The sequence below is a fragment of the Rhizobium sp. 10PS4 genome (genome assembly GCF_032464805.1).
In the GTDB taxonomy this organism is placed as follows: domain Bacteria; phylum Pseudomonadota; class Alphaproteobacteria; order Rhizobiales; family Rhizobiaceae; genus Rhizobium; species Rhizobium laguerreae.
This window is the reverse complement of record NZ_JAWDIW010000001.1, coordinates 270,531-292,904: the sequence shown is the minus strand read 5'-3', so window position 1 is coordinate 292,904 and position 22,374 is coordinate 270,531. Positions and strand designations below refer to the sequence as shown.

Annotated in this window: 23 protein-coding genes and 1 pseudogene; 14 read left to right on the top strand and 10 right to left on the bottom strand. The window is 62.0% G+C overall.

The window, feature by feature from the left end; genetic code table 11:
• Positions 1–4: 4 nt before the first annotated feature.
• The 12 genes and pseudogenes from RWJ89_RS01370 to RWJ89_RS01315 all read left to right on the top strand — a co-directional run bounded on the left by RWJ89_RS01370 (position 5) and on the right by RWJ89_RS01315 (position 10,325).
• Entirely contained in the window at positions 5–760 is a 756-nt protein-coding gene (locus tag RWJ89_RS01370) for an ABC transporter ATP-binding protein (protein ID WP_316028214.1), read from the top strand.
• On the top strand, positions 757–1,485 hold the full coding sequence (locus tag RWJ89_RS01365; protein ID WP_316030445.1) for an ABC transporter ATP-binding protein: 729 nt from the start codon (positions 757–759) through the stop codon (positions 1,483–1,485). Before RWJ89_RS01370 ends, RWJ89_RS01365 begins: the two co-directional genes overlap by 4 nt.
• Positions 1,482–2,396 carry a branched-chain amino acid ABC transporter permease gene (locus tag RWJ89_RS01360; protein WP_316030444.1) on the top strand — a complete coding sequence of 305 codons (915 nt, stop codon included), beginning with the start codon at positions 1,482–1,484 and terminating at the stop codon, positions 2,394–2,396. The genes RWJ89_RS01365 and RWJ89_RS01360 overlap by 4 nt, the downstream gene beginning before the upstream one ends.
• The gene (locus RWJ89_RS01355) at positions 2,393–3,430 is read left to right on the top strand and encodes a branched-chain amino acid ABC transporter permease (protein WP_316030443.1); all 1,038 of its coding nucleotides are present in this window, start codon (positions 2,393–2,395) and stop codon (positions 3,428–3,430) included. Before RWJ89_RS01360 ends, RWJ89_RS01355 begins: the two co-directional genes overlap by 4 nt.
• 40 nt (positions 3,431–3,470) lie before the next feature.
• Entirely contained in the window at positions 3,471–4,256 is a 786-nt protein-coding gene (locus RWJ89_RS01350) for a coniferyl-alcohol dehydrogenase (protein ID WP_316030442.1), read from the top strand.
• Positions 4,257–4,279: 23 nt separating this feature from the next.
• A complete protein-coding gene (locus tag RWJ89_RS01345) occupies positions 4,280–5,725 on the top strand; it encodes an aldehyde dehydrogenase (RefSeq protein ID WP_316030441.1) in 1,446 nt (481 codons plus the stop codon).
• A gap of 228 nt (positions 5,726–5,953) precedes the next feature.
• Positions 5,954–6,070, top strand: a pseudogene (locus RWJ89_RS01340) (DUF488 family protein); the annotation flags it as partial.
• A 425-nt stretch (positions 6,071–6,495) separates the two neighbouring features.
• Positions 6,496–6,783: a BufA1 family periplasmic bufferin-type metallophore gene (locus RWJ89_RS01335; protein ID WP_168281209.1), complete on the top strand. Its 288-nt coding sequence runs from the start codon at positions 6,496–6,498 to the stop codon at positions 6,781–6,783.
• A gap of 64 nt (positions 6,784–6,847) precedes the next feature.
• Positions 6,848–7,729 (top strand): MNIO family bufferin maturase, encoded by an 882-nt coding sequence (gene bufB / locus RWJ89_RS01330; RefSeq protein WP_316030440.1) that lies wholly within the window; start codon positions 6,848–6,850, stop codon positions 7,727–7,729.
• Positions 7,726–8,508 (top strand): HvfC/BufC N-terminal domain-containing protein, encoded by a 783-nt coding sequence (locus tag RWJ89_RS01325; protein WP_316030439.1) that lies wholly within the window; start codon positions 7,726–7,728, stop codon positions 8,506–8,508. The genes bufB and RWJ89_RS01325 overlap by 4 nt, the downstream gene beginning before the upstream one ends.
• Positions 8,505–9,002 (top strand): DoxX family protein, encoded by a 498-nt coding sequence (locus RWJ89_RS01320; RefSeq protein ID WP_020047393.1) that lies wholly within the window; start codon positions 8,505–8,507, stop codon positions 9,000–9,002. Before RWJ89_RS01325 ends, RWJ89_RS01320 begins: the two co-directional genes overlap by 4 nt.
• Before the next feature lie 540 nt (positions 9,003–9,542).
• Positions 9,543–10,325 (top strand): pyrroline-5-carboxylate reductase, encoded by a 783-nt coding sequence (locus RWJ89_RS01315; protein WP_316030438.1) that lies wholly within the window; start codon positions 9,543–9,545, stop codon positions 10,323–10,325.
• On the opposite strand, the gene RWJ89_RS01310 is transcribed toward RWJ89_RS01315, so the two are convergent.
• Entirely contained in the window at positions 10,322–10,870 is a 549-nt protein-coding gene (locus tag RWJ89_RS01310) for a cupin domain-containing protein (protein ID WP_316030437.1), read from the bottom strand. The genes RWJ89_RS01315 and RWJ89_RS01310 overlap by 4 nt on opposite strands.
• Positions 10,871–11,014: 144 nt before the next feature.
• Here RWJ89_RS01310 and RWJ89_RS01305 point away from each other — a divergent pair, with 144 nt between their 5' ends.
• Positions 11,015–12,349: an aspartate aminotransferase family protein gene (locus RWJ89_RS01305; RefSeq protein WP_316030436.1), complete on the top strand. Its 1,335-nt coding sequence runs from the start codon at positions 11,015–11,017 to the stop codon at positions 12,347–12,349.
• Between the two features lie 78 nt (positions 12,350–12,427).
• Here the strand turns inward: RWJ89_RS01305 and RWJ89_RS01300 are convergent, their stop codons facing one another.
• The 3 genes from RWJ89_RS01300 to alr form a co-directional block, all read right to left on the bottom strand.
• A complete protein-coding gene (locus RWJ89_RS01300; protein WP_316028205.1) occupies positions 12,428–13,450 on the bottom strand; it encodes a helix-turn-helix transcriptional regulator in 1,023 nt (340 codons plus the stop codon).
• Positions 13,451–13,522: 72 nt separating this feature from the next.
• Positions 13,523–14,773 (bottom strand): D-amino acid dehydrogenase, encoded by a 1,251-nt coding sequence (locus tag RWJ89_RS01295; RefSeq protein WP_316030435.1) that lies wholly within the window; start codon positions 14,771–14,773, stop codon positions 13,523–13,525.
• Positions 14,774–14,802: 29 nt separating this feature from the next.
• Complete coding sequence (gene alr / locus RWJ89_RS01290; protein ID WP_168281227.1) at positions 14,803–15,936, bottom strand: alanine racemase; 1,134 nt, start codon at positions 15,934–15,936, stop codon at positions 14,803–14,805.
• 126 nt (positions 15,937–16,062) lie between these two features.
• Between alr and RWJ89_RS01285 the strand changes: the two genes are divergently transcribed.
• Positions 16,063–16,527 carry an Lrp/AsnC family transcriptional regulator gene (locus tag RWJ89_RS01285; protein ID WP_020047400.1) on the top strand — a complete coding sequence of 155 codons (465 nt, stop codon included), beginning with the start codon at positions 16,063–16,065 and terminating at the stop codon, positions 16,525–16,527.
• Between the two features lie 85 nt (positions 16,528–16,612).
• Here the strand turns inward: RWJ89_RS01285 and RWJ89_RS01280 are convergent, their stop codons facing one another.
• The 6 genes from RWJ89_RS01280 to RWJ89_RS01255 form a co-directional block, all read right to left on the bottom strand.
• The gene (locus RWJ89_RS01280) at positions 16,613–17,647 is read right to left on the bottom strand and encodes an L-idonate 5-dehydrogenase (RefSeq protein ID WP_168281229.1); all 1,035 of its coding nucleotides are present in this window, start codon (positions 17,645–17,647) and stop codon (positions 16,613–16,615) included.
• An 11-nt stretch (positions 17,648–17,658) separates the two neighbouring features.
• Positions 17,659–19,065, bottom strand: coding sequence for a TRAP transporter large permease (locus tag RWJ89_RS01275; RefSeq protein ID WP_168281230.1), 1,407 nt, complete (start codon positions 19,063–19,065; stop codon positions 17,659–17,661).
• Positions 19,066–19,069: 4 nt separating this feature from the next.
• Positions 19,070–19,642, bottom strand: coding sequence for a TRAP transporter small permease (locus RWJ89_RS01270; protein WP_168281232.1), 573 nt, complete (start codon positions 19,640–19,642; stop codon positions 19,070–19,072).
• Positions 19,643–19,866: 224 nt separating this feature from the next.
• A complete protein-coding gene (locus RWJ89_RS01265) occupies positions 19,867–20,841 on the bottom strand; it encodes a sialic acid TRAP transporter substrate-binding protein SiaP (RefSeq protein WP_168281234.1) in 975 nt (324 codons plus the stop codon).
• 23 nt (positions 20,842–20,864) lie between these two features.
• Positions 20,865–21,623 carry a FadR/GntR family transcriptional regulator gene (locus RWJ89_RS01260; RefSeq protein WP_222060845.1) on the bottom strand — a complete coding sequence of 253 codons (759 nt, stop codon included), beginning with the start codon at positions 21,621–21,623 and terminating at the stop codon, positions 20,865–20,867.
• A gap of 210 nt (positions 21,624–21,833) precedes the next feature.
• Positions 21,834–22,361: a sigma-70 family RNA polymerase sigma factor gene (locus RWJ89_RS01255; RefSeq protein ID WP_168281238.1), complete on the bottom strand. Its 528-nt coding sequence runs from the start codon at positions 22,359–22,361 to the stop codon at positions 21,834–21,836.
• Positions 22,362–22,374: the final 13 nt, after the last annotated feature.

The following is a 22,374-nucleotide window of genomic DNA, read 5'->3' as shown; positions in this document are numbered from 1 at the left end:
AACAGTGCTGCAGAGGGAAGCTCAAAGACGGCCGGGGGCAGCCTTTCTCTCGGCCAAAGGGATCCACAAGCGGTTCGGCGCGCTGGTGGTGCTGGAGAATCTTGATTTTTCCATGGGCGATGGCGAGGCGATCGGCATTGTCGGGCCGAACGGCGCCGGCAAGACGACCCTGCTCAGCGTGCTCGCCGGCGCCTTCCCGCCGAATGCGGGAAGCATCACCTTCGACGGCGTCGACGTCACGCGCCGGACGGCGGCGGAACGCTGCCGGTCCGGGCTCGTCCGGACCCATCAGATTCCCAAGCCCTTCGGCGGCATGACGACCTTCGAAAATGTCTTCGTCGCCGCATCGCACCGCAATGCCGCAAGCCGCGACGAGGCCTATGAGCGCGTGGTGGATTCGCTTTCGCTCTGCGGCATGCTTGGAGTCGCCAACCGCCCAGCCGACACGCTCGGCCTGCTGGACCGCAAACGCCTGGAGCTTGCCCGTGCGCTTGCCACGCAGCCGAGGCTGATGCTGCTCGACGAGATCGGCGGCGGTCTGACGGATGGCGAGGCGAGCGAGCTGGTGGAAACCATCCTGGAACTGCGCCGCCGCGGCATCGGCATCGTCTGGATCGAGCATATCGTTCATATCCTCCTGCAGGTGGCCGAACGGCTGATCTGCATGGATGCCGGCAGGATCATCGCCGATGGCGAACCGAAAACGGTCATGAGCGATGCGGAGGTTGTCAAGGCCTATCTCGGAGGGACACCCGCATGAACCTTCTCTCCATCCGCGACCTCGACGTCCGTCACGGACTGCTCCAGGCGGTGCGCAAGGTCAGTTTCGATCTTGCCAAAGGCGAGGTGCTGGCGCTGGTCGGTGCAAACGGCGCCGGCAAGACGACGCTGCTCAGATCGATCGCAGGCGCCCATCTGCCATCCTCCGGGCGCGTCCTTCTCAACGACGAAGATCTGGCCGCCGTCCCCTCCCACAAGCGGATCGCCAAGGGCATCGCCCTGGTGCCGGAAGGCCGGCGCCTGTTTTCGCAGATGACGGTGGAAGAAAACCTGCTTCTCGGAAAGAGCTCCGGCCGCAAGGGCGAGTGGAACATCGACCGCGTCCTCGACGCCTTTCCGAACCTGAAGCCCCGCCGTCACGCCAAGACGGGACATCTCTCAGGCGGAGAACAGCAGGCGACCGCTATCGGCCGGGCGCTGATGAGCAATCCCGATATTCTTCTCCTGGACGAAGTCTCGCTCGGGCTTTCGCCGCTGGTCGTCGATCGCGTCTACGCCCAGTTGCAGGCGCTGCTCACCTCGGGAACGACCATCGTGCTCGTCGAGCAGGATCTCGCCCGCGCCATGAGCGTCGCAAGCCGTGTCATCTGCATGTTGGAAGGGCGCATCGTCCTCGACCGGCCGGCCGCCGCCGTCACGCGCGATCATGTCACTCAAGCCTATTTCGGATTGCACCGGGCAGCCGGCGAAAGGAGCGCATCGTGATCAACACCCTGCTCCAGGGCATTCTGCTGGGCGGTTATTACGCCGTTATCGCCTGCGGACTGTCCTTCATGTTCTCGGTCATGCGGGTCATCAATCTCGCGCATGGCAGCCTGGCGGTCGCAGCCGCTTATGGGTTGTGGCTGCTCGCCGCCAAAGCCGGCATTCCGCCCTTCGCCGGCCTGCTGATCGTGCTGCCCATCATGGCGGCCGCCGGCTGGCTGCTGCAGCGCTTCATTCTGGAGCGCAGCGCCCGCGGTGGCCCGCTCCTGCCGATCCTGACGACCTTCGGCCTGTCGATCGTGATCGACAACCTTCTGTTCGAGCAGTTCGGCGCCGACACCCGCTCGCTCGCGCCTTTTATCGGCAATCTGTCCTATGCATCCTGGCAACTGCCGGGCCACATCTACGTCGGCAAGCTTGCCGTCATGATGATGGTGACGGCAGTCCTCATTCTCGGCGGGCTGCAGTTCTTCCTGAGCCGTTTTGCGCTTGGTCGCGCCATCCGCGCCACGGCCGAAGATCCCGATACGGCGGGGTTGGTCGGCATCGATGCCCGCAGGGTCAACGCCGTCGCCACCGCGATCACCATGGTCACGGTCGGCATCGCCGGCGCTTTTCTCGGGATGCGGGCAACCTTCAGCGCCTATTCCGGCGGCCCGCAGCTTCTCTTCGCCTTCGAGGCGGCCGTCATCGGCGGAGCGGGATCGCTATGGGGCACACTTGCCGGCGGCATCTTTCTCGGCCTTGCCCAATCGCTCGGCGCCCAATTGCATCCGCAAGGTTTCCTGATCGGCGGCCATGCCGTGTTCCTGCTGGTGCTTTTCGTCAGGCTGTCCCGCTTCGGCATGCCGGCTTTCGACAAACTTGCCGCCGCTCTCAAACTGCGCAACCGTCTCCGGAGCCCGACATGAGCCCCAACGCGACCCTTGCCTCCAACGGCATATCGATAGAACGCTGGACGAAATCGTCGCGGATGGCGCTCGGCTGCATGGCCGCCGTGCTTGCCCTGCTGATGTTTGCCCCCGCCCTGCTCGGCGCCGGCGCGATCGACCGGATGACGGCCCTGTTCATCTACGTGATCCTTGCCGCCATGTGGAATGCGCTTGCCGGTTTCGGCGGGCTGGTCTCGGTCGGCCAGCAGGTGTTCTTCGGCCTCGGCGCCTATTTCACCATCCGGCTTGCGGATGCGGGGCTCAATCCCTTCGTCGCGCTGTTTGCCGCCGCGGTCGTGACCGGCGCGCTGTCGATCCCGCTTTCGCTGTTCATGCTGCGCCTGAAGGGCGGCGAGTTCGCGATCGGCATGTGGGTGATAGCAGAACTCGCCCATCTGCTGGTCAACCTCGACCGGCTGATCCAGGGGGAAACGGGAACCTCGCTGATCTCCCTCAACGTCTATGATAGCGGCACGCGGCGGGCAACGATCTACTGGCTCGCCTTGATAGCCATGGCCGCCCTCCTTGGCGCTCTCTTCATGCTGATGCGCAGCCGCGCCGGTGCGGCCATGCAGGCGATCCGCGACAATGAGGAGGCGGCAACCTCGGTCGGCGTGCGGGTGATCGCGACCAAGAGGCTGCTCTTCGTGCTCGCCGCCTTCGGCATCGCGGTTGCCGGCGGCCTGTGGCTGGCAACCGCCACGACCTTCCAGCCGAAGACCTATTTCAGCGTTCAATGGACGGCCTACATGATCTTCATGGTGCTGGTCGGCGGAATCGGCAAGTTCGAAGGTGCGATCCTCGGCGCCATCCTGTTCTTCGCGATCGAGACCGTCTTTGGCGGAGCGGGTGTCTGGTACCTGATCGGCCTCGGCGCCACCGCCGTCATTTTCTCGCTCTACCTGCCGCGCGGTCTTTGGGGCGAAATCGAGCGCCGCTTCGATTTTCAACTTCTGCCGGTCGGCTACCGGCTGAAATTGCCCGGTCCGACCAAGATCCAATGGAAAGAATGAGCCGGCTTGCTTCCGGATTCTCTCGCGAAAGGTGACGTTCATGCTCTTTGGTAAAACAATCCTGGTGACCGGCGTCGCTTCCGGCATCGGCGCCCGCACGGCGGAACTAGCCGGCCAGATGGGCGCTGAGGTCATCGGCGTCGATGTCCGCGAGCCTGCCAGTGGAAGTGCCGCCTTCATCAAGGGTGATCTGTCCACGGCATCAGGCGTTGCCGAGATCGTCGCGCAGCTTCCGGCGCGCCTCGACGCGCTCGCCAATGTCGCCGGCCTCTCCGGCAACACCGGTGTCGTCTCGACGCTCGCCGTCAATTTCTACGGGCTTCGCGCCCTTTCGGAAGCCGTGGCGCCCCGCCTGCGCGAGGGCGGCGCCATCATCAACGTCGCCTCGATCGCCGGCTACGGCTGGCGCGCCAATCTCGAGCGGGCAAAATCCTTGGCCGGAATCGAAGGCTTTCCCGAAGTGGCGGCAGTTGTCGCTGAGCACGATCTCAAGGAAGAGGAAGGCTACCCGCTCTCCAAGGAGCTGCTGCTGCTCTGGACGATGCGGGCAGCCCACCAGCCGCTGTTCAAGAACCGCGGCATCCGGGTGAATGCGGTGAGCCCCGGGCCGGTGGAAACGCCGATCCTCAAGCAGTTCCGCGCAGTACTCGGCGACGCCAGGGTCGACAGCGACATTACCCGCGTCGGCCGCGCCGGCACCTCTGCCGATATCGCACCCGCAGTGCTCTTCCTCTGCTCTGATGGCGCGCGCTGGATCAACGGCGCCAATCTTGCCGTCGACGGCGGCCTCGAAGCTTCCATCAACGCCGAAGTCCTCGGCTTCTAGTTCTTGTCCCAAGGAGACCTCCGATGAATATTGCCCTCCTCATCAACGGCGCAGACCGCGCGGCCTCCGGCGGCCGGACCTATGACCGCATCGATCCCTTTACCGAAAAGCTCGCAAGCCGCGCCGCCGCCGCAGGCCTGGAGGACGTTGCCGCGGCCGTCGATGCAGCCAGCGCTGCGTTCGGCGCCTGGTCGAAGACCGGCCCGGGCCAGCGCCGCGCGATCCTGATGAAGGCCGCCGATATCATGGATTCCAAAGTCGGCGAGTTTACCCGGCTGATGATCGAGGAGACGGGGTCAACCGCGCCCTGGGCGGGCTTCAATGTCATGCTCGCCGCCAACATCCTGCGCGAGGCCGCCGCCATGACGACGCAGATATCAGGCGAAATCATTCCTTCCGACAAACCCGGCACGCTCGCCATGGGCGTTCGCCAGGCCGCCGGCGTCTGCTTGGCGATCGCTCCCTGGAACGCGCCGGTCATCCTCGCCACCCGCGCCATCGCCATGCCGATCGCTTGCGGCAATACCGTCGTGCTCAAGGCATCCGAACAATGCCCCGGGACGCACCGGCTGATCGCCACCGCGCTGACCGAAGCCGGCCTGCCGGCCGGTGTCGTCAATGTCATCACCAACGCGCCGGAAGATGCGCCTGAGATCGTCGCCGCGCTGATTGCCCATCCGGCCGTCAAACGCGTGAATTTCACCGGGTCGACCAAGGTCGGCAGGATCATTGCCGAGACCTGCGGCCGGCATCTCAAACCCGCCCTCCTCGAACTCGGCGGCAAGGCGCCTCTGGTCATTCTCGACGACGCCGATATCGACGGTGCCGTCAATGCCGCCACTTTCGGCGCCTTCATGCATCAGGGCCAGATCTGCATGTCGACGGAGCGGATCATCGTCGACGAGACGATCGCCGATCAGTTCGTCGCCAAACTGGCCGCCCGCGCCAGCCAGCTGCCGGCCGGCGACCCGCGCGGCCATGTCGTTCTCGGCTCGCTGATCAGCCTCGACGCTGCGAAGAAAATGGAGGAGCTGATTGCCGATGCGACGGCCAAGGGGGCAAAGCTCGTTGCCGGCGGCAAGCGCTCGGGCACCGTGGTCGAGGCGACGCTGCTCGATCACGTCACGTCCGAGATGCGCGTCTATGCGGAAGAATCCTTCGGCCCGGTCAAGCCGATCATTCGCGTCTCCGGCGAGGAAGAAGCAATCCGCATCGCCAACGACACCGAATACGGCCTGTCTTCCGCCGTCTTCAGCCGGAATGTCCAACGGGCAATGGCGGTTGCGGCACGGATCGAATCCGGCATCTGCCACATCAATGGCCCGACGGTGCACGACGAGGCGCAAATGCCCTTCGGCGGCGTCAAAGGCAGCGGCTACGGCCGCTTCGGCGGCAAGGCGGCAATCGCCGAATTCACCGACCTGCGCTGGATCACGGTAGAGGATTCCGCCCAGCATTATCCTTTCTGAGCCGACAGCGGCGAAGGGCAGATCGCGCCACTTCAAGCGATAGAGCGTCCTGTCGGACACGCGGCGCTCTATCGCAGTTTTAGCGCGGTCATTGCGGCCGTCACCCGGCCTGGATCAACTTCCTCTTACTCATCCGGCTTCAGATCTTTGGGAACGGCATATTTCGATCCGTCGTAACGCAGCCTGTGTTTGCCAATCGTCGTTTTGTCTTCGCTCTGGCAGTCACCATCCGTCGAGGAGCTGAAACGCCAGATCCAGCAAGCGGACACGACGCTTCTCTACGCTGCGAAAGACGTGGACCAGAATCACGCTATCGTACTTCAGCGTTTCCTCGGCAAAGACTGACGCGTCGGTGACGAACGCCGAGGGCAAGCTGTTTCTCTGGGTCCGAAATCTCCGGGAACCTTTTCGTCCGAGCAGCATCCAATGCTCGCTTCCGAAGGCAAATCAGTGTTGCCGCGGGAAGGCATTCAGTCACGACACAAGGGAGCTTGCAAACCGGGCGCCTCAAGTGCGTGCCTGTCGTGGACGTCATCGGCGCATCGCCGCCGCTTGATGACATTGATCAGCCGCGACGATCCCAGCCACTGCCAATAGAACAGAATCAAAAGTGCCTCGTCGCCAATGAGCTTCCAACACATTTGCACACCAGAAGAAAAAGGCGATCACGAACTCGTGTTCTCGGCAGACCGTAACATCAGTGGTTTCCAAACGAATACAGAAATACCGCAGCCGATCACCGGCCTCGGATGTCAAAGAGGAGATCATCCATGAACCGTTCCACGCTCACGCTCGCCCTCGCCGGCTCGCTCGCCAGTGCAATCGCATCCGCGTCCTTCGCCGCACCGCTCGCCCCGGAAAAGATGGTCGGCAATGAGAAGTGCTATGGCATCGCACTGAAGGGTCAGAACGATTGCGCAGCCGGCCCCGGCACCACCTGCGCCGGCACCTCGACCATGGACTACCAGGGCAATGCCTGGAAGGCCGTCCCCGCCGGCACCTGCACCTCGATGAATGTCAACGGCCATAAAGGCATGCTGGAGCCGATGAAGGGTTGAACCCGACCCGGAGGCCCGGTTTGGCCGGGCCTCCGCCTCATCCGTCGATACCGGGAGAACAGCAATGACCGTTTCAGCAGACCGTGCCACCGTCCTGCCGCCACGCGCCGGCCTCGGCCTCAAGCCGGAACATTACGAAACCATTCTCGCCATCAGGCCGGATGTCGGCTTTTTCGAGGTCCATGCCGAAAACTACATGGGTGCTGGCGGGCCGCCGCACCGCTATCTCGAGGCCGTTGCCGACCGCTATCCGCTCTCGCTCCATGGCGTAGGCCTGTCGATCGGTGCAGCGCGCGACCTCGACAGAGAACATCTGAAGCGGCTTCGCGGTCTCATCGACCGTTACCGGCCGCAGAGCTTTTCGGAACATCTGGCCTGGTCGACCCACGAGACCGGCTTTCTCAATGACCTTCTGCCGCTGCCCTATACGGCCGAAACGCTGGGGCGGGTCGTCGATCATGTCGATGAGACGCAGCAATGGCTCGGCCGGCAAATGTTGCTCGAAAATCCGTCGACCTATCTATTGTTCTCCGAGAGCACGATCGACGAAGTGGATTTCCTGACGGAGATCGCCGACCGCGCCGGCTGCAGGCTGCTACTCGACGTCAACAATGTCATGGTTTCGGCCGTAAACCATTGTCTCGATCCGGTCGCCTATATCGACCGTTTCCCGATTGAACTGGTTGGTGAAATCCACCTCGCCGGCTATGATGAAACCGTCGACAGCGTGGGTGACCGGCTGCTGATCGACGCCCATGGCAGCACCGTCAGAACCGATGTAGTGGAGCTTTACCGACACACGCTGTTCCGGAGCGGCCCCCTGCCGACATTGATCGAGTGGGACAACGACGTGCCGGATTTTGCCACCCTTCACGCCGAAGCAGTTCGCGCCGATGCCATGCTGGCAGCCGCGGCCCTGGATCGCGGCGCAACCCGGGCGGCATGACCATGGGTCTCACCGAAAGCCAGGATGCCTTCGCGGCCGCCCTGCTGCACCCGGACGGACCGCTTCCCCAAGGCATCACCACCGCCCGCGGCGCGGCCGATTCATCGCGCTTCGCCGTCTACCGCAACAATGTCTATGTCGGGCTGACCACGGCATTGGGCCAGCGCTTCCCCGTGACGAAGCGGCTCGTCGGCTCCGACTTCTTCGCCGGCATGGCCCGCGCCTACGCAGCAGATCACAAGCCGGCCTCACCACTGATCATGCATTACGGCGATGAATTCCCCGATTTTATCGCAGCGTTTCTCCCCGCGGCTTCTCTCCCCTATCTGCCCGATGTCGCCCGGATCGAGGTTGCCTGGACCCGGGCCTATCATGCGGCGGACAGATTGCCGCTCGATGTCGCCCAACTCGCCGCCGTGCCCTCGGAGGGGCTTGGCGACATGGCGCTCGTCCCACATCCCGCGGCTCGACTCGTCCGGTCGGACTTTCCCGTGGGCTCGATCTGGAGCGCCCATCAGGGCGAGACCGTGGCAACGGTAGCCGACTGGCAGGCAGAGACCGTGCTGGTGGTGCGACCGGCAATGCACGTCGAGGTACATGTCCTACCTCCGCGGGACGCGGCGTTCGCCGGCTCCCTCCTTGAGGGCGTTACCCTCGGCGAGGCGGCACAGACCGCATTCGCCGTCGCGCCCGATTTCGACTTCGGATCGGCGCTGATCGGTCTCATAGGCCTTGGCGCATTCAGCGTTTTTGAACCTGTTGAAGGAGAACTTCCATGACCGTCGAACGTGCTTCCTCCCGCGGTCTCGGCATAGCACTTGTCTCGCTTCATCATCGCGCCGAACACCTGCTCTCATTAATTCCACAGTCGCTGCCGCTGCTGGCGCTGCGCATCGGCCTGGCAATCCCGTTCTTTAAATCGGGGCTGACGAAGTGGGACGGATTCCTGACCCTTTCGACCGGCGCCAGATTTCTTTTCGAACAGGAATTCAAGCTGCATATATTCGGCAGCCAATTCTCCTACCCGATGCCATTGACCATGGCGGCCGCGGCCGGGATTGCCGAACTCGCCCTGCCCGTCCTGCTGGTCTTGGGCCTTTTCACCCGCTATGCGGCTCTTGGCCTGCTCGCGATGACGGCAGTGATCCAACTCACTATTCCAGACGGCTGGGCCAACTTCCATCTTCCATGGGCCGCGATGGCGCTGACCCTTATGGTGTATGGCGGCGGCAGGATCGCACTTGATCCCCTTGTCAAATTGCGCCGAGATTGACCCAGATCCACCGCTTTTGGATCTGCTGGGTACACCTCACGGCGCTTGATTGGAGAAATTCATCTTTCTGGCAGTTCGAGCGCTTATCGAATATCCGCGATGACATTCCAACAAGCTGGACCGGCAATCGGGACAAGCAGAGGTTAGGTTTCTCGGGCACGAGAGTTTCTTGTTGAATGACCGACGGTCCAATAGGTTTGCGTGATTGTCGGGGATTAAGGGGTGGCGTCGAAGGGCGGCGCCTTTACGTTCGATGGGCTTGGTCGAATGTTTGGCAAGCCGACAATGTCTTGGGCAATCGCCAGACGCAACGGCACGCCACCGATGTTCTCCCCCAAGGTCGCGGCCGCCAGCATGCATGTCGGATCGGTCCCGCAAAGCGCATAGGCGCAGGTTTGCGACATACGGCATTGACCCGAAGCTTGTCCGATGCATAGTCTCGGGCGAAGGCGGCAACCGCTGGGTTTTGTCGAGGCGTGGGCGATGGGGTTCGACGCAGGGATGTCGCGTTAGGCCCGTTGCGGGCTGCGGAGTAGTCAAATGAAAGTCGACAGTATCGGATTCGTCGGAACCGGCGCGATCACCGAAGCGATGGTTCGCGGGCTTCTCACTGAGCCGGCCTATGCGTCCGAGATTCACGTGTCTCCACGAAGCGCTCACATCGCCGCGACGCTGGCAGACGAATTCGCCACCATCAGAATTGCCAAGGACAATCAGGACGTCGTCGAGCGCAGCGACATGGTGTTCCTGGCAATACGGCCGCAGGTCGCCGAGGAGGTCGTGCGCGCGCTATCGTTCAGGAATGGCCAAATGGTCGTCAGCCTCGTTGCGGCGACGGAGCGCCAGGCCCTCTTGGAATGGATCGGCGCCGACGTGCATCTGGTGCAGGCGATCCCCCTGCCCTTCGTCGCCGGCCGGCAAGGCGTCACTGCCATCTATCCGCCGGATACCGCTGTCGCAGCGCTTTTCGATACGCTCGGAACGGCTGTCCAATGCCAGTCGAGGAAGGAATACGATCTTCTCGCGGCAGCGAGCGCAATGATGTCGACCTATTTCGGCATCATGGAGCAGGTTGCCGTCTGGCTGGAAAGAAGCGGCCTCGAAAAGGCGAAGGGACAGGCCTACATTGCCCCGCTCTTTGCAAGCCTCGCGCAGAAAGCGAACAGTCCCGGCAACGAACCGTTCAGCGCGCTGAGCCGCGAATTCGCGACCAAGGGCGGACTGAACGAGCAGGTTTTCTCCGACTTCGAGAAGAAGGGCGGCCTTGCGGCATTGAACGCCGCGCTCGACGGCGTGCTTGGCCGCATCGAGGGCAGGAACTAGAACGTCGGCGGCGTGCAGGCGCTGATGACCTCGCAGGCAACCGGCCCGACGCAGCGGAAGCGGTGCGGGTGCCGGCTTTCGAAATAGTAGGCGTCACCCGGCCCAAGGATCCGCCGCTCGTCATCGACCGTCACCTCGAGCCTTCCCGAGAGCACGATCCCGCCCTCCTCCCCCTCGTGAACAAGCGGAACCTTTCCGGTGTCCGCGCCCGGCTGGTAGCACTCCTTGAGGATCTGCAGGCTGCGGCCGAACAGGTTTTCTCCAACCTGCCTGTAGGAAATGGCGCCCTTGCCGATCTCCACCAGTTCCTCGGCCGCATAGAAGGCCTTCCTTGGACGCTCGGGCTCGAAGGCGAAGAACTCCGCCAGACCGATCGGGATGCCGTCCAGGATTCGCTTCAAGGCCCCGACCGACGGGTTGGAGGCGTTCGATTCGATGAGCGAGATCGTCGAATTGGGCACTCCGGTGCGCTTGGCGAGCTCACGCTGGGAAAGCTTATGGGCAATGCGGAGATGGCGAAGGCGGCTGCCGATGTCGACTGACATGATACGGTTCGTTTGCGTTGTCCAGAATATCCAAAAATATACCTTTTCAGTCGTTGAATTTCAACAACTTGCACCGATGAAGAAAAGGACTTGTTTGAAAAGGAGAAATTGTCATTCTCGGCGCCATTCCCAAAGGAGGCCAGGATGGACCAGCTCAGCAATACGAACGCGCCCGTACTCGAAAATTTCTGGATGCCGTTCACCGCGAACCGGCAATTCAAGGCTACGCCGCGCCTTCTGGCAGCCGCGGAGGGCATGTACTACACCGACGTCGATGGAAATCGAGTGCTTGACGGCACGGCCGGGCTCTGGTGCTGCAACGCCGGCCATGGCCGCAAAAAGATCGCCCACGCTGTCGAGCGGCAGCTTGCAACGCTGGACTATGCGCCGACATTTCAGATGGGGCATCCGATCGCCTTCGACTTCGCCTCGAAATTGGCTGCTATCGCGCCGGGTGGTCCAGAAGCCAAGCTCGACAGGATCTTCTTCACCGGCTCGGGCTCGGAATCGGTCGATACGGCGCTGAAGATCGCAATCGCCTATCAGCGGGCGATCGGCCAAGGCACCCGCACACGGATTATCGGACGCGAGAAGGGATATCATGGCGTCGGCTTCGGCGGCATTTCCGTCGGCGGTCTCGTCAACAACAGGCGGGTCTTCCCGCAAATACCGGCCGACCACATGCGCCACACGCTCGACGTCGAGCGTAATGCGTTTTCAAGGGGCCTTCCCGCCCACGGCGTGGAACTGGCGGACGATCTCGAGCGCCTGGTGCAGTTGCACGGCGCCGAAACCATCGCGGCTGTTATCGTCGAGCCGATGTCGGGCTCGGCAGGCGTGGTCCTGCCCGCGAAGGGCTATCTGGACAAATTGCGCGCGACCGCCGACAAGCACGGCATCCTGCTGATCTTCGACGAGGTCATCACCGGCTTCGGCCGTCTCGGCACTCCTTTTGCGACCGACTATTTCGGCGTCGTGCCCGACCTGGTCACGACGGCAAAGGGCCTCACCAACGGCGCGATCCCCATGGGCGCGGTCTTTGCCAGCCGCAAGGTCTATGACGGCCTGATGGTCGGACCGGAAAACGCGATCGAACTCTTCCACGGCTATACCTATTCCGGCCATCCGGTCGCCTGCGCAGCCGGGCTCGCTACGCTGGAGATCTACGAGGAGGAAGGTCTGCTCACCCGCGCATCCGACTTGGCCGAGTACTGGCAGGAGGCCCTCCATTCGCTGAATGGCCTGCCTCATGTGGTCGACATCCGCAATCTCGGACTGGTCGGCGCAGTCGAACTGGCTCCTCGTAACGGGGCGCCGGGAACCCGCGCCTACGACATCTTCGTTGACTGCTTCGAAAAGGGCCTGTTGATCCGGGTGACCGGCGACATCATCGCGCTTTCTCCGCCGCTCATCATCGAGAAGGGCCAAATAGACACGATCGTTTCAATACTCGGCGATGCACTGAAGCGCGCGGCATAGATCCGCGTGCAGCTTCCGTCGGCGATCGGATGTCTGGTCCATCGCTAGACGGAGCCATCGGGCACGCCGAGACGGAGCTCAGCGCCTCAAGGTCTGTGACGGCAGTTGGCCGAAACGCTTTCTGTATTCGGCAGCAAACCGCCCCAGATGCGTAAACCCCCATCGCAGCGCGATGTCGGCGATGGCCTGCTTCTCGTCCGACTCGAGTAAATCGCGATGGGCGGCGACCATTCGAAGGTCATGCAGATAGGACATCGGCGTCGTATCCCTGAACTGCCGGAAACCCTGTTGCAAAGTCCGAACGCTTACCTTGGCCGCCAACGCGATATCGTTGAGCGAAATCGGCTCGGCGATGTGTTCCTGCATGAAGTCGATCGCCCATTTCACGTGGCGTGGAGCCGGTGCAGGAGCAGGAAGCGCAAGCTCGTTCGAAAAGCGATTGGGGCAGGTTTCCAGAAGCAGATAGATCGCCGCGTCGCAGAGCGAGCTGACCGCCAGCGGCGACCGTTGCAGCGGTCCGTCCCCGCTGAGGCCGCGATGGAGGCTTGAGACAATTTGTTGCAACACGAGCCCCGGGCCGCTCGTCAGATCGATGTGAGGATGAAAATCGATGTCGCCGCTGATCGTTCTCTCGAACATATGCGTGAGGTGACTGATGATCTTCGCCTGATCGACGAACAAGCCGAAATGACGGCGCGGCCCAAACAGGCGGGCACCGGCGGCGCGACCTGCCTCAAGGATCGTGCCACGGGCTGGAATCGAATAGATTTGCTCCCGCATGCCTTCGAAAGATGCGTTTCCTTCCATCGGCAGAAAAACGATCATCCTGCCGCTGGGCGCCTCCCGCCTGATCAGGATTGTGCCTTCGTAGGTGCAGTCGGCTACGGTTACCTCTTCTCCCACGGAAACGAAATTGCAGCGGTATGCAATCGGCATATTGCCTTCGGCCGCAACCTTGATCGGGGAGTTCGGCGTCGACAATATTTCCGAGAGCTCGTCCGGGTCTGTTCCGCTGTGTGCCGTCTCCCGAAACGACATACCCTGCTCCGCCAGCTGTCGGGTGAGGCCGCCGTTGTTCCGGATACGAGAATTGACCGACATTCGGGACCTCCGATGTACACAAATGATAGCGGATTTGCGCAATCACATCTTGTTTGCGTTGCCAGGGCGGCTTCAGCCGTAGCGGCTGATTGCGAGATCCTTCGCGTCGATCTCCGGCTGGCCGCCGCTGACGAGATTGCCGATGAGCCGCGCCGAACCGGTGCTCATGGTCCAGCCGAGTGTGCCGTGACCGGTATTGAGAAAAAGGCCGGCAACTTTCGTCCCGCCGATGACCGGCGTGCCGTCAGGCGTCATCGGACGCAGGCCGGACCAGAAGGAGGCCTTGGAAATATCGCCGCCGGGGAAGAGATCGGTGACCGAATGTTCCAGCGTGCTGCGGCGAGCCAGGCCGAGATCGTTGGTATAGCCTGATATTTCGGCCATGCCCCCAACCCGGATGCGGTCGCCGAGCCGGGTGATCGCGATCTTGTAGGTCTCGTCCATGACGGTCGATTCCGGCGCGCGTGACGCATCGGTGATCGGGATGGTGAGCGAATAGCCCTTGACGGGATAGACCGGCAGCCTGATGCCGAGCGGCTTGAGCAGCAGCGGCGAATAGCTGCCGAGCGCCACCACCACCGCCTCCGCGCTCATCCGCTCACGATCGGTGATGACCCCGCGCACCCGGCCGGCCTCGACATCCAGTGCCTTGATCGTCGTCCTGTAAGCGAAGCGGACGCCGAGCGCCTCGGCCTTGGCGGCCAGCGCGTTGGTGAACTTGAAGCAGTCACCGGTTTCGTCCTTCGGCGTCAGCAGACCGCCGACAATCTTGTCGCGCACATGCTTGAGCGCTGGTTCGAAGCGGATGCAGCCGTCCCGGTCCAGCACCTCATAGGGAATGCCGTCGGCAGCCAGCGCCTTGACATCCTTTGCCGAGGCATCGAGCTGCTGCTCAGTGCGGAACAGCTGCAGGGTTCCCTGCATGCGTTCGTCATAGGCGATGCCGGTCTCGGCGCGAAGCTCGGCCAGCGCGATGCGGCTGTAATCGGCAAGGCGCAGCATGCGGCTCTTGTTGATCGCATAACGCTCGGAGGTGCAGTTCGACAGCATCCTCGCCATCCAGGAAAGCATGGCCATATCGAGTTTCGGGCGCAGGATGAGCGGGGCGTGCTTCATGAACAGCCACTTCATGGCCTTCATGGGAATGCCGGGTGCTGCCCATGGCGAGCAATAGCCGAAGGAGACTTCGCCGGCATTGGCAAAGCTCGTCTCCAGCGCCGGACCCGACTGCCGGTCGACGACCGTGACGTCATGGCCGGCCTTAGCGAGCTGATAAGCGGATGTGACGCCGACGATGCCGGCTCCTAGAACGATGACCTTCATGATGTTCCCAATAATGGAGCCGCCGGCTCTCAGCGATATTGCCTGTCGTAACGATCGCCCAGGCCGGTTAGGATTTCGTAAGAAATGGTGCCCGCGTCTCGGGCGATGTCTTCGAGCGTCTGATGGCGGCCAAGCACTTCGACGAGACTGCCGAAGGTCAGCGACCCTTCGGGCAGTGCTGACACGTCGACGGTCGCGCTGTCCATCGACACGCGGCCGACGATCGGCAGACGGATGCCCTTGAAATAGACGGCGCCGCGGTCGCTGAGGCAACGCGGCAGGCCATCGGCATAGCCGGCGGCAATGGTGGCGAGACGTGTTTCCCGTTGCGTAACATGCGCGCCGCCATAGCCGATCTTCGCTCCCGCCGGCGCGGTGCGCGTCTGCACGACGGCGACATCAAGGCTGACGACCGGCTCCATCGGGTTGTTCTCGCCGGCATTCGGAGCGCCGCCATAGAGCGCGATGCCTGGCCGGGCGAGCACGCCGTGATAGGCGTCGCCCAGGAAAACGCCGCCGGAGTTAGCGAAGGAAATATCGAAGCCGGGAAACTCGTCGGCGATGCGGGACATCTCGGTAAACTGCTCGCCGTTCTGTTCGCTGTCCATGTCATCGGCCGAAGCCAGATGGCTCATGATGAACAGGATTTCGACATTGCTGCCGTCGCGAAGAGCCGCCGCCAGCCCCGCGCGCTCTTCCCTCGGAAAACCGAGCCGCGACATGCCGGTGTCGAATTGCAGGACGGCGGGCAGGCAGCGCTTCAGAATGCGCGCCGCCGCCGACCATTGCCGCCACTGCGCCAGCGAATTGAGAACCGGGACGATGCCCATCTCGGCGCAGGCGATCTCGTTACCCGGCTGCAAGCCGTTCAGCACAAAAATCTGGGCGTCGTGCGCAAGTGCCGGCCGGAGCCTCAAGGCCTCGACAAACTGGGCGACGAAGAAATGCCTGCAACCTTCGCCATAGAGCGTTCTTCCGACCCGGTCAGCGCCAAGGCCATAGGCGTCGGCCTTGACGACGGCGCCGGCGCGGACCGGTGCCAGCACCGATACGAGCTTACGATAGTTACGTCCAAGGGCAGCCAGATCGATCGTCAGATAGCCCGTGGCTCCCTGCGCGGTCGTAGCGGTGCGTGTGCGGGAAACCAAAATATCGCTATCCATGTCCACCCCTTTTCGACCTCAGGGAGTTTATGAAATAACGAGCGAAATTGCCTATCATTTAGTAGTTGATTATTGCTTGAATTGCTTATTATCCGCATAATCAATGAAAATTTGGAACGATCTCTCATGCCCGCTCTCGACGCGATCGATCGCAATATCCTGAGACTGCTGCGCCTCGATGCCCGCATGAGCAATGCCAAGCTCGCCGCCGAGATCGGTCTCTCGCCATCGGCCTGTCTCAGGCGCATCAAAATCATGGAAAAATCAGGCGTGATCCGCGGCTATACAGCGCTGGTGGACACCGGCAATGCGGATGAGATGATCGCCGTGATCATCAACATCACCCTCGAACGACAAACGGAGGACTATCTCGACCGCCTCGAGGCGGCGGTCCGCCGGCATCCCGAGATCCGGGAATGTTTTCTGATGACGGGCGGTTCCGACTATTTGCTGCGCGTGGAGGTTGCCAATGCGGGCGAGTTCGAGCGGATCCACAAAGAGATCCTTTCGACCTTGCCCGGCGTTCTCAGGATTCATTCCAGCTTCTCGATCCGCAATGTTCTGGCGACGCGCACGAGAGGCAGGCGCTGAGCCGCGATCCCAGGCGGCGGCCTAACGGCCTGCCAATAAGAGCCGATCTTCTTCTCCGCTGTGCCGACAGGCCCCATGCCGCGCTCTAAAAAGTCAGCTGCACCTTGCAGGCGGCCGCACGGTCACCGGCGAGAATGAAGGCTGCGGTGGCTTCTTCGAGCGGCAGGCTGTGACTGATGATCGGCCGCACATCGATCTTGCGGCTGGAGATCAGCTCGACGGCAGTTGCGAATTCTTCGTGGAAGCGCTGCGTTCCGTGGAGTTGAAGTTCCTTGCCGACAATGGCGTTGAGAGGGATCGGCACGTCTCCCGTGACGCCGACCTGCACGATCGTTCCGCGCGGCCTGATGGCGGCAATCGCGCCGCGGATGGCCGGGGCGGCGGCCGAGCATTCGAAGACGAGATCGAAATAGCCCTTTCCCGCCTCGAATTCCGCAAGCGCCTGGGCATTTTTGGAAACATTGATCGTGCGGCTGGCGCCCATCGCTTTGGCCCGGTCCAGCGCCGCATCCGCTAGATCGCTCACCACGATCTCGCTTGCGCCGTGATAGGAGGCGACGGCAACCATCAGGGCGCCGATCGGGCCGGCTCCGGTGACCAGCACGCGTTTGCCTGTGATATTCCCTGCGCGCGATGCCGCGTGCAGGCAGACGGAGAGCGGCTCGCTGCAGGCCGCTTCCGCGGCGGTTGTCGCAACTCCGACCGCAAAACACTGCTTGGCCGGCACCACCAGCCATTCCCGGAACATGCCCTGCTCATGCGGCAGGCGCATCGCGCTGCCCATGAAGCGCATTTCCAGGCAGTGGATCGGCATGTTTTTCCGGCAATATTCGCAATGCCCGCAGGGTTGGCTGGGATTGACCGCCACCAGCGTCCCAGCCTTCAGGTCGACCCCCTCGCCCGCCTGGCTCACCGTCCCCGAGGCCTCGTGGCCGGGTATGATCGGCTCGCGAACCCGAACCGGCCCGAAGCCGCCATCCTGATAATAATGCAGGTCGGAGCCGCAAATCCCTGCGGCCGCCATTTTGAGAAGCACCTCGCCGGGACCAGGGGCCGCAACCGTTTCGGTCTCGATCCTGAGATCGCCCTTTTGGTAAAGCCGTGCCAGACGTGTCCGCATCGTGTCCATCCCTATCTCAACAGTCCAAGCTGCTGCGGCAGCCACAGCGACACCGCGGGCACGAAGGTGATCAGGATCAACGCCAGGAAGAGCGGCACCAGCCAGGGCAGGATCGCCATGGTCGTGCGTTCGACAGAGAGTTTCGCAACCCTCGACAACACGAAAAGCACCATGCCGAGCGGTGGGTGCAGCAGACCGATCATCAGGTTCAGCGTCATGATGAGACCGAACTGGACGGGATCGATCCCGAATTTCAGGACGATCGGCAGAAGGATCGGCACGAGGATGGTGATGGCCGCGATCGTATCCAGGAAGCAACCGACGAAGAGCATCAGCAGGTTCACCAGGATGAGGAAAACCCATTTGTTGTCGGTGATAGAGAGGATCGCATCGGACAGCAGCTGGGCCGCCTGGCTCACCGTCAGCAGCCAGGCAAAGACCGATGCCGCGGTGACGATGAAGAGAACGGATGCCGTCGTCTCGATCGTATCGAAACTTGCCTTGGCGAGCGTCGAGGGCGTCATCGTGCGGTAGCGCACCAGACCGAGGAACAGAGACCAGAGGACGGCGGCGACGGCGGCCTCGGTCGGTGTGAACCAGCCCATCGTCATGCCGCCGATGAGGATGACGGGCGTCATCAGCGCCATGACGGCGGAGAAGCGGAAATACCAGTCAAGGACGAGAAGGACGAGAAGAGCGATGCCCGCTGCGGCATTCACCGACACACCGGCACGTATCATCAGATAGATGGCAAGCGGCACCGCCAGGACGACGACGATTTCCATCCCTGCCGACAGCAACTGCCTCACATCGAACGGCGCGTCCGAGCCCCAGCGCTTCTTATAGGCGAAGGCGGCGACAGTGACCATCATCAGCAGCGTCATGACGATGCCGGGCAGGATGCCCGCCATGAAAAGAGCGCCGATCGAGACGTTCGCCATCATGCCATAGATCACGAAAGGTAGCGATGGCGGGAAGATCGGGCCGAGCGTGGCAGACGCCGCCGTCACGCCGACCGCAGCCTCGACCGGATAGCCGTGATCCTTCATCGCCTTGATCTCGATCGTACCGATACCCGCCGCATCGGCGAGCGCCGTGCCGGACATGCCGGAGAAGATGACGGAACCGATGATGTTGACCTGCGCCAGACCGCCCTTCATCCAGCCGACGAGAGCCACCGCAAAGGAATAGATGCGGCCGGTGACACCGGCCGAGTTCATCAGGTTGCCCGCGAGGATGAAGAACGGCACGGCCAGCAGCGGGAAGCTTTCGACGCCGGCGATCATGCGCTGGGCGACGATGATGTCGGGAGCGACACCGTAAAGGACGATGTAAAGCACCGATGCGACGGCCATCGAGATGGCAACGGGCACCCCGACCAGCATCAGCACCAGAAACGAGCCAAGAAGCAGCAGCATCAGATCAACCCTCGATCGTCTGGAATTCTTCGGGGCGCTCCAGAACGGAGTAGCCGCGGCGGATATTGGCGATGAAGACGATAATCGCGCGGATCAGCATCAGCACGAAGGCGACGAGAACGGTGTAGAAGACGATGTTGCGCGGCAGGTCGATCGTCACCATCTGCTCCTCCGCCACGATGTCGACATAGCGCCACATCAGATGGCAGCCATAGGCGAAGAAGCCGATGCGGACGATATCGACGAAGGTTGCAAGCACACGCGCAAGACCTGCAGGCATATAATGATAGAACACGTCCACCTGGATATGCCGGGATGTGCGCACGCACATGACGGAACCGAGAAAGACCACGACGATCAGGCAGTTGATGGCGATCTCTTCGGTCCAGGCGTAGCTGTCGTTCAGCACATAGCGCGTGAAGAACTGCAGGAAGACGCAACCCGCCATCAGCCAGAAGACGAGCAGCGTGATCCAGTCCTCGATGGCGTAGTCCGAGACGTTTGCGGTCGGCGCGTGCCCTTCGAACTCGTGACCGATTTCTTCGGCGGTGATTGGCGTATGGATTTCTTGCGACATGATCGGCCTTGTTCCGGTTGGGGAAGAAGGGCGCGCTTGGGTGGCGCGACCTTTAAACTGCCGACAAAGCTCGTTCTTTGCTTGCCGTCATCCTCGGCCTTGTGCCGAGGATCTGCCACGCATCGATCGGAGCAGATGCTCGGGACAAGCCCGAGCATGACGAAGGAGAAGTCGGCGAGCTTTGTTAGCGAAGGGCGCGACGCTTAGGCACCGCGCCTCGGGCTTTACTGGATCGCGCGGATTGCTTCCCAATCGGCCTTCTCGTAGCCGAAATCCTCGAACTTGGCCTTTTCCATCACGGTCTTTTCGAAATCGGACTTGTCGACCTCGGCGACGTTCAGGCCCTTTTCCTTGAAGGTCGCAATAAGGCCGTTTTCCTTGCCGGCGATCGTCTTGGTCGTGCGCTCGGCGGCCTCCTGCATGACCTCGCCGAAGATCTTCTTGTCCTCGTCGGAAAGGCTCGCCCACCGCGTCTTCGAGATCACGGTGTTGAGGTGATCGACGATGTGGCCGGTGAGGATGATGTTCTTCTGGACTTCGTAGAACTTCTTCGCCTCGATTGTCGTCAGCGGGTTTTCCTGTGCCTCGACCGTGCCGTTCTGCAAAGCGAGATAGACTTCGGCAAAGGCGATCGGCGTCGTGTTGGCGCCGCAGGCGCGCGGCATAGCGAGATAAGCGGGAACGTCAGGCACGCGGATCTTCAGGCCCTGCATATCGGCGCATTTGGCGATCGGCTTGTTTGATGTCGTGTGGCGCGTGCCGTAATAACTGACGGCGGCGATGTGGTTGCCGGTCTTGTCTTCATAGCCTTTGGCAAGACGCTTAAAGACATCGCTCTTGGTGTAGGCGATCAAGTGATCGGGACCGCGGAAGATATAGGGGAAGTAAGTCACGCCGATCGGCTTGTAGTCGCGTGCCGCGAAGCTCGATCCGGAGATGATGATGTCGACCGTCCCGAGCTTGAGGCCCTGGTTGATGTCGGCTTCCTTGCCGAGCTGCGACGCCGGATAGACCTCGATCTTGTAGCGCCCGTCGGTGCGTTTGTTGATCTCTTCCGCAGCCCATACGGTATCCGTATGGAAGGGCTCTGACGTTTCATAGACATGCGCCCATTTCAGCACTGTCTGGGCCTGCGCGATCGCGCTACTCGCCATGATCGCGGCCGCGGTGCAAAGTATCGTTGTCAGTCTGCTCTTCATTGCTCTCTCCTCCCGAGCTTGGGTTAAGTCTTGGCAGTTCCTTTCGACGGCCGCTTGTTGCGTCCGCGCTCCTCTTCCCCCGAAAACTCCTCCCCGAAGCTCTCGGAAAACCTCTTCTGCGACATTGTGAGATGGGCGCGCATGGCGGCCTTGGCGCCGGCTGCATCGCCGGCGGCGATCGCGTCGCGAATGGCCCGATGCTCGTCCAGGGCGCTGCGCCAGGTCGTCGGCCCCTCGAAGTGGCTGGCGAGCCTTGCGAAATAAGGGGTCATGCGCATGTCGAACATCTCGCCCGTGACGCGAATCAATGTCGCATTCCCGACGATGGCGGCAATGCCGGTGTGGAAGGCGCGATCGGCATCGAGCACTGCGATTGCATCGTTGACCACCCCACCCATGCGCGTCAGAGCTTCATCCAGCAGAGCGATATCGTCCGGTTTGGCGCGGCCTGCAGCTTCTTCGGCGATGGCGCATTCGATGAGGGCGCGCGCCTGCAGCAGCTCGAACGGGCCCTCCACCGGCTCGCGCTCGGCCCCCGTGACGGTCGCAGCATGCTGGCGCACCACATAGATGCCGGATCCCATGCGGATGTTGACGAGGCCTTCGACCTCCAGGACGATCAGCGCCTCACGGACGGTCGGGCGTGAAACCGACAGTTGCTCCGCAAGGTCGCGCTCAGCCGGCAGCCGCAGACCGACGGCAAGCTCGCCGCTGGCGATCATCAGGCGAATCTGATCCGCGACCTGCCGATACAGGCGGCGTGATTCAACAGGCGAAAACATCGTGGCCTCCCTAGGCGGCTTCTCCTCAAGCGCGCAGCTGGTCAAATGGCCTGACCAATTAAGATATAGATACCATCGCGTGGGTTGTACGTCAATCCGCCGCATAAACTGGAAAAGGAGAGTTTACAGACCCGGCCTAAAATCATCCTGTTCTAGCCGGAGCTTGTGATCGTCTCCGAGAAGAGCACGATCAAAAGAACAGGCGCATGATCAGTCGCGAAGATGGTTTCCGAGCATCAGCAGCAGGGACTCGCGGGCGCGGCTGACGCGGCTTTTCAACGTGCCGATCCGGCACCCACATATTCTGGCGGCGTCCTGGTAGCTGGTACCGGCAGCCACCAGTGTCAGGGCGCGGCGCCTGTCGTCGGAAAGAAGTGTCAGTGCCTGTTGCAGTTCGTGTTCCCGCAGCGCCCATTCCTGGGTCGGCGCGATCGCGATCCGTTCCACCATCACGTCCATTCCCGTCGGTTCGCGTTTCTGTCTGCGATAATTGGTGCAGAACGTGTTTCGAAGGATGGTGAAAAGCCAGGATTTCAGGGAGGTGCCGGGACGGTAGAGATGAAGCGAATTCAATGCCTTCAACAAGGTTTCCTGCACAAGATCGTCGATATCGTCGTTGCTGCGCAGGAACCTTCGGGCAAAGATGCGCAATGCCGGCGTCAGTGCAACGATTTCTAGCTCGATTGCGGACGTGTTTTTGTCGTGCGACGCAGAGTGTATGGAAGATACTGACGCCATTTTTCTCTCCCGG

Coding starts and splice junctions, on each gene's coding strand:
- RWJ89_RS01365 (WP_316030445.1), top strand. CDS start 757: ATGAACCTTCTCTCCATCCGCGACCTCGACGTCCGTCACGGACTGCTC.
- RWJ89_RS01355 (WP_316030443.1), top strand. CDS start 2,393: ATGAGCCCCAACGCGACCCTTGCCTCCAACGGCATATCGATAGAACGC.
- RWJ89_RS01350 (WP_316030442.1), top strand. CDS start 3,471: ATGCTCTTTGGTAAAACAATCCTGGTGACCGGCGTCGCTTCCGGCATC.
- RWJ89_RS01345 (WP_316030441.1), top strand. CDS start 4,280: ATGAATATTGCCCTCCTCATCAACGGCGCAGACCGCGCGGCCTCCGGC.
- RWJ89_RS01335 (WP_168281209.1), top strand. CDS start 6,496: ATGAACCGTTCCACGCTCACGCTCGCCCTCGCCGGCTCGCTCGCCAGT.
- bufB (WP_316030440.1), top strand. CDS start 6,848: ATGACCGTTTCAGCAGACCGTGCCACCGTCCTGCCGCCACGCGCCGGC.
- RWJ89_RS01325 (WP_316030439.1), top strand. CDS start 7,726: ATGACCATGGGTCTCACCGAAAGCCAGGATGCCTTCGCGGCCGCCCTG.
- RWJ89_RS01320 (WP_020047393.1), top strand. CDS start 8,505: ATGACCGTCGAACGTGCTTCCTCCCGCGGTCTCGGCATAGCACTTGTC.
- RWJ89_RS01315 (WP_316030438.1), top strand. CDS start 9,543: ATGAAAGTCGACAGTATCGGATTCGTCGGAACCGGCGCGATCACCGAA.
- RWJ89_RS01310 (WP_316030437.1), bottom strand. CDS start 10,870: ATGTCAGTCGACATCGGCAGCCGCCTTCGCCATCTCCGCATTGCCCAT.
- RWJ89_RS01305 (WP_316030436.1), top strand. CDS start 11,015: ATGGACCAGCTCAGCAATACGAACGCGCCCGTACTCGAAAATTTCTGG.
- RWJ89_RS01300 (WP_316028205.1), bottom strand. CDS start 13,450: ATGTCGGTCAATTCTCGTATCCGGAACAACGGCGGCCTCACCCGACAG.
- RWJ89_RS01295 (WP_316030435.1), bottom strand. CDS start 14,773: ATGAAGGTCATCGTTCTAGGAGCCGGCATCGTCGGCGTCACATCCGCT.
- alr (WP_168281227.1), bottom strand. CDS start 15,936: ATGGATAGCGATATTTTGGTTTCCCGCACACGCACCGCTACGACCGCG.
- RWJ89_RS01285 (WP_020047400.1), top strand. CDS start 16,063: ATGCCCGCTCTCGACGCGATCGATCGCAATATCCTGAGACTGCTGCGC.
- RWJ89_RS01280 (WP_168281229.1), bottom strand. CDS start 17,647: ATGCGGACACGTCTGGCACGGCTTTACCAAAAGGGCGATCTCAGGATC.
- RWJ89_RS01275 (WP_168281230.1), bottom strand. CDS start 19,065: ATGCTGCTGCTTCTTGGCTCGTTTCTGGTGCTGATGCTGGTCGGGGTG.
- RWJ89_RS01270 (WP_168281232.1), bottom strand. CDS start 19,642: ATGTCGCAAGAAATCCATACGCCAATCACCGCCGAAGAAATCGGTCAC.
- RWJ89_RS01265 (WP_168281234.1), bottom strand. CDS start 20,841: ATGAAGAGCAGACTGACAACGATACTTTGCACCGCGGCCGCGATCATG.
- RWJ89_RS01260 (WP_222060845.1), bottom strand. CDS start 21,623: ATGTTTTCGCCTGTTGAATCACGCCGCCTGTATCGGCAGGTCGCGGAT.
- RWJ89_RS01255 (WP_168281238.1), bottom strand. CDS start 22,361: ATGGCGTCAGTATCTTCCATACACTCTGCGTCGCACGACAAAAACACG.